Source organism: Limnohabitans sp. (assembly GCF_046052765.1).
In the GTDB taxonomy this organism is placed as follows: Bacteria; Pseudomonadota; Gammaproteobacteria; order Burkholderiales; family Burkholderiaceae_C; genus Limnohabitans.
On the sequence record NZ_JAVLFQ010000006.1, the window covers coordinates 1 to 4702 of the forward strand.

The following is a 4702-nucleotide window of genomic DNA, read 5'->3' on the forward strand; positions in this document are numbered from 1 at the left end:
TGCCGGGAGACAACGTGTCGATCACGGTGAAGTTGATCCACCCGATTGCGATGGAAGAAGGTTTGCGCTTCGCGATCCGCGAAGGCGGCAAAACCGTCGGCGCCGGTGTGGTTGCCAAAATCATCGCTTAAGGAATCAGTATGTCAACCAAACAAAAAATTCGTATCCGCTTGAAAGCGTTTGACTACAAATTGATTGACCAGTCCGCGGCTGAGATCGTCGACACAGCCAAGCGCACCGGCGCCATTGTCAAAGGTCCAGTGCCTTTGCCGACACGCATGAAGCGTTTTGACATTCTGCGTTCACCGCACGTCAACAAGTCCAGCCGTGATCAGTTGGAAATCCGTACGCACCAGCGTTTGATGGATATCGTCGACCCGACGGATAAAACCGTGGATGCGCTGATGAAGTTGGATTTGCCTGCAGGCGTGGACGTTGAAATCAAATTGCAGTAAGAGGTTGCCGCCTCCATAAGGGGCGTCAATGTTGGATACAAGCCTTTTTTTGCCAACATGGAAAATTCGGCTACAATCCAAGGCTTCGCACAATTTGTGTGAAGAAATTATCAACCTTCTTTCATACACCAAACGCAGTTGCCAATTGAAGTGACAGCGGTGAAAGTTTTGGAGAAAAACATGAGTCAAAGCAATCGACTGGGATTGCTGGGCCGCAAAGTGGGCATGATGCGTCTGTTCACTGATGATGGGGACGCAGTGCCTGTCACAGTGGTAGATGTATCTGACAACCGAGTGACCCAAGTCAAAACCCAGGAAAATGACGGCTACGTTGCCTTACAGGTGACGTTCGGTACACGCAAAGCTTCGCGCGTCACCAAGCCTCAAGCAGGTCACATGGCCAAGGCCGGTGTGCTTGCAGGTGAAATCACCCAAGAATTCCGCGTCACCGCTGAAACCGCTGCGCAATACCCGGCTGGAACTTCTGTGCCTCCTTCCGCTATTTTCACCGTGGGTGAAAAAGTGGACGTGCAAGGCACTTCCATCGGCAAAGGCTTCGCCGGCACCATCAAGCGACACAACTTCCGTTCACAACGCGCGTCTCACGGTAACAGCCGTTCGCACAATGTGCCCGGTTCTATCTCCATGGCGCAAGATCCTGGTCGCGTATTCCCGGGCAAAAAAATGTCGGGCCACATGGGCGATGAAACCGTTACCACGCAAAATCTGGACGTGATTCGTATCGACGAAGCACGTCAACTGTTGCTGATCAAAGGCGCTGTGCCCGGATCCGCCGGTGGATTTGTCACGGTGCGTCACGCTATCAAAGCCAAAACCAAGGGAGCCAACTGATGCAAATCGAACTCCTGAATGACCAAGGCCAGGCGTCTGCCAAATTTGACGCGCCTGAAACGCTGTTTGGTCGTGCTTACAACGAAGACTTGGTGCACCAGATCGTGGTGGCTTACCAAGCCAATGCGCGACAAGGTACCCGCGCACAAAAAGACCGTGAACAGGTCAAGCACTCGACCAAAAAGCCCTTCAAGCAAAAAGGCACTGGCCGCGCCCGTGCCGGTATGACTTCCTCCCCCATTTGGCGTGGCGGCGGTCGTGCATTCCCGAACAGCCCAGAAGAAAACTTCACACAAAAAATCAACAAAAAAATGTACCGCGCCGGCATGGCCGCCATTTTTTCTCAGTTGGTGCGTGAAGGCCGATTGGCGGTGGTGGATTCACTCAAGATTGAAGCACCTAAAACCAAATTGCTGGCGTCCAAACTCAAGGCCATGAACCTGCAATCCGTGTTGGTCATCTCCGAAGAAGTCGATGACAACCTGTACTTCGCATCTCGCAATCTGGCCAATGTGCTGGTGGTCGAGCCGCGTTACGCAGACCCGGTTTCGTTGGTGCATTACAAAAAGGTGCTGGTTACCAAAGGCGCCATCGACAAACTCAAGGAGATGTTCGCATGAGCACCCCCAAATTTGACGAAGGCCGTTTGATGGCCGTACTCGTTGCTCCCATCGTGTCTGAAAAAGCCACCATGGTTGCTGAAAATTCCAATGCAGTCACTTTCAAAGTGCTGCAAAACGCCACCAAGCCTGAAATCAAGGCCGCTGTTGAACTGATGTTCAAGGTCGAGGTCAAAGGCGTTTCTGTGGTCAATATCAAAGGCAAAACCAAGCGCTTTGGACGCTCTGTAGGACGACGCGACAACATTCGCAAAGCCTATGTCACGCTCAAGCCTGGTCAAGAGCTGAACCTGTCTGGAGAGGTGGCTTAATCATGGCAGTCATCAAAATGAAACCCACTTCCCCCGGTCAACGGGGTGTGGTCAAAATCACGCGTGACCATTTGTTCAAAGGCCCCGGGTATGCGCCTTTGCTGGAGCCGCAATTCCAAAAGGCTGGCCGCAATAACAACGGCCACATCACGACACGCCACAAAGGCGGCGGTCACAAGCACCACTACCGTGTGGTTGATTTCCGTCGTATCAAGGATGGTATTCCAGGCAAAGTTGAGCGTATCGAGTACGACCCGAACCGCACTGCCCATATCGCCTTGATTTGCTACGCAGATGGTGAACGCACTTACATCATCGCCCCGCGCGGTTTGGAAGTCGGCGCCACCATTCACAGCGGTTCAGAAGCGCCTATCCGCGCAGGTAACACGCTGCCGATTCGCAACATTCCGGTGGGTTCAACCATTCACTGCATCGAATTGCGTCCTGGCAAAGGTGCGCAAATCGCACGTTCAGCCGGTACCTCTGCCACTTTGCTGGCACGTGAAGGCACCTATGCCCAAGTGCGTATGCGCTCAGGCGAAGTCCGCAAGATTCATATCGAATGCCGCGCCACCATCGGTGAGGTAGCCAATGAAGAACACAGCCTGCGTCAGTTGGGTAAAGCTGGCGTCAAGCGTTGGATGGGTATACGCCCGACCGTTCGCGGTGTGGCCATGAACCCTATCGACCATCCGCATGGTGGTGGTGAAGGACGTACCGGTGAAGGCCGCGCGGCAGTCGATCCTTGGGGCAATTTGACCAAGGGCTACCGCACCCGCAACAACAAGCGTACGCAGGTGATGATCGTCTCGCGCCGCAAGAAATAAGGGTTAAGACATGACACGCTCACTCAAAAAAGGCCCGTTCGTTGACCACCATTTGTTGGCCAAAACGGAAAAAGCCGTCGCTACCAAAGACAAAAAACCGATCAAAACCTGGTCGCGCCGCTCCATGATCCTGCCTGACTTCATCGGCCTGACCATTGCGGTTCACAACGGCAAGCAGCATGTGCCGGTCTATATCACCGACCAGATGGTGGGTCACAAGTTAGGCGAATTCGCGCTGACGCGGACCTTCAAAGGCCATCCGGCTGATAAAAAAGTTCAGAAGAAGTAAGGAGCAGCTATGGAAACACGTGCAGTCCTGCGAGGTGTGCGCTTATCGGTCGACAAAGGCCGTTTGGTGGCAGACTTGATTCGCGGCAAAAAAGTGGACCAGGCCCTCAACATCCTGACTTTCACCCAGAAAAAAGCAGCCGGTATTGTCAAAAAAGTGCTCGAGTCGGCCATCGCCAACGCCGAGCACAATGACGGTGCCGATATTGACGAATTGCGCGTCAAAACCATTTATGTGGAACAAGGCGCAACCCTCAAGCGATTCACCGCGCGCGCCAAAGGCCGTGGCAACAGCATCAGCAAGCCCACGTGCCATGTGTACGTGACGGTCGGTAACTGAAAGGTCTAGGAAGATATGGGACAAAAAATACACCCTACCGGTTTCCGCCTGTCGGTCAGCCGCAACTGGGCCAGCCGCTGGTACGCCAGCAACAAAGATTTTGCTGGCATGCTGGCAGAAGACATCAAAGTGCGCGAATACCTCAAGGTCAAGCTCAAAAATGCTGCCGTTTCCCGCATCTTGATTGAGCGTCCTGCCAAAAATGCACGCATCACCATTTTTTCCGCACGCCCTGGTGTGGTTATCGGTAAAAAAGGCGAGGACATTGAAAACCTCAAAAAAGAATTGGCTGCGCGTTTAGGCGTACCTGTTGCAGTCAACATCGAAGAAGTGCGTAAGCCTGAAATCGATGCGCAATTGATCGCTGACAGCATCACGCAACAGCTGGAAAAACGCATCATGTTCCGTCGTGCGATGAAACGCGCCATGCAAAACGCCATGCGTCTGGGTGCCCAAGGCATCAAGATCATGTCGGCAGGTCGTTTGAATGGCATCGAAATCGCGCGTACCGAGTGGTACCGCGAAGGCCGTGTGCCATTGCATACATTGCGTGCAGACATTGATTACGCGACCTCTGAAGCCAAGACTACCTACGGCATCATCGGTGTCAAAGTGTGGGTCTACAAAGGCGACACACTCGGACGCAATGACGCACCTGCAGCGCAGGAGCCGCGTACAGAAGAAGAACGCCGTCCCCGCGGCCCACGCCGTGATGCACGTCCAAGCGGTGACCGTCCGCCTGCACGCGGCACGCGTCGTCCTACAGGAACCAATGCCGCACCGGTTGATGGCAGCGATAAACCCGCTGACGCCACCGATGCCCCGAAAACCACCGTCAAGCGCGTTCGCAAGATCACCGCGCCCGCATCCACTGGCACGGCTGCGGACGGACAAGGAGAATAAGCATGCTGCAACCAGCGCGCCGTAAATACCGCAAGGAACAAAAAGGTCGTAACACCGGCATCGCCACCCGTGGCAATACCGTGGCGTTCGGCGACTTCGGCTTGAA

Annotated in this window: 9 protein-coding genes and 1 pseudogene; all 10 read left to right on the top strand. The window is 54.1% G+C overall.

Features of this window, described 5'->3' with window-relative positions; genetic code table 11:
- Positions 1 to 131: EF-Tu C-terminal domain-related protein (locus tag AC9UG7_RS00550; RefSeq protein WP_509583060.1), on the top strand; the 131-nt coding region annotated here is incomplete at its 5' end.
- Positions 132 to 140: 9 nt separating this feature from the next.
- On the top strand, positions 141 to 455 hold the full coding sequence (gene rpsJ, locus AC9UG7_RS00555; RefSeq protein WP_298599045.1) for a 30S ribosomal protein S10: 315 nt from the start codon (positions 141 to 143) through the stop codon (positions 453 to 455).
- 180 nt (positions 456 to 635) lie between these two features.
- Entirely contained in the window at positions 636 to 1307 is a 672-nt protein-coding gene (gene rplC, locus AC9UG7_RS00560; RefSeq protein WP_509583051.1) for a 50S ribosomal protein L3, read from the top strand.
- The gene (gene rplD, locus AC9UG7_RS00565) at positions 1307 to 1927 is read left to right on the top strand and encodes a 50S ribosomal protein L4 (RefSeq protein ID WP_509583053.1); all 621 of its coding nucleotides are present in this window, start codon (positions 1307 to 1309) and stop codon (positions 1925 to 1927) included. Before rplC ends, rplD begins: the two co-directional genes overlap by 1 nt.
- Positions 1924 to 2238 carry a 50S ribosomal protein L23 gene (gene rplW / locus AC9UG7_RS00570; protein WP_509583055.1) on the top strand — a complete coding sequence of 105 codons (315 nt, stop codon included), beginning with the start codon at positions 1924 to 1926 and terminating at the stop codon, positions 2236 to 2238. The genes rplD and rplW overlap by 4 nt, the downstream gene beginning before the upstream one ends.
- A gap of 2 nt (positions 2239 to 2240) precedes the next feature.
- Positions 2241 to 3065: a 50S ribosomal protein L2 gene (gene rplB / locus AC9UG7_RS00575; RefSeq protein WP_509583056.1), complete on the top strand. Its 825-nt coding sequence runs from the start codon at positions 2241 to 2243 to the stop codon at positions 3063 to 3065.
- A 10-nt stretch (positions 3066 to 3075) separates the two neighbouring features.
- Positions 3076 to 3354 carry a 30S ribosomal protein S19 gene (rpsS, locus tag AC9UG7_RS00580; protein WP_509579453.1) on the top strand — a complete coding sequence of 93 codons (279 nt, stop codon included), beginning with the start codon at positions 3076 to 3078 and terminating at the stop codon, positions 3352 to 3354.
- Positions 3355 to 3363: 9 nt separating this feature from the next.
- Positions 3364 to 3693 (top strand): 50S ribosomal protein L22, encoded by a 330-nt coding sequence (rplV, locus tag AC9UG7_RS00585; RefSeq protein WP_506611650.1) that lies wholly within the window; start codon positions 3364 to 3366, stop codon positions 3691 to 3693.
- A gap of 15 nt (positions 3694 to 3708) precedes the next feature.
- On the top strand, positions 3709 to 4596 hold the full coding sequence (rpsC, locus tag AC9UG7_RS00590; RefSeq protein WP_509583058.1) for a 30S ribosomal protein S3: 888 nt from the start codon (positions 3709 to 3711) through the stop codon (positions 4594 to 4596).
- 2 nt (positions 4597 to 4598) lie between these two features.
- Positions 4599 to 4702, top strand: a pseudogene (rplP, locus tag AC9UG7_RS00595) (50S ribosomal protein L16); the annotation flags it as partial.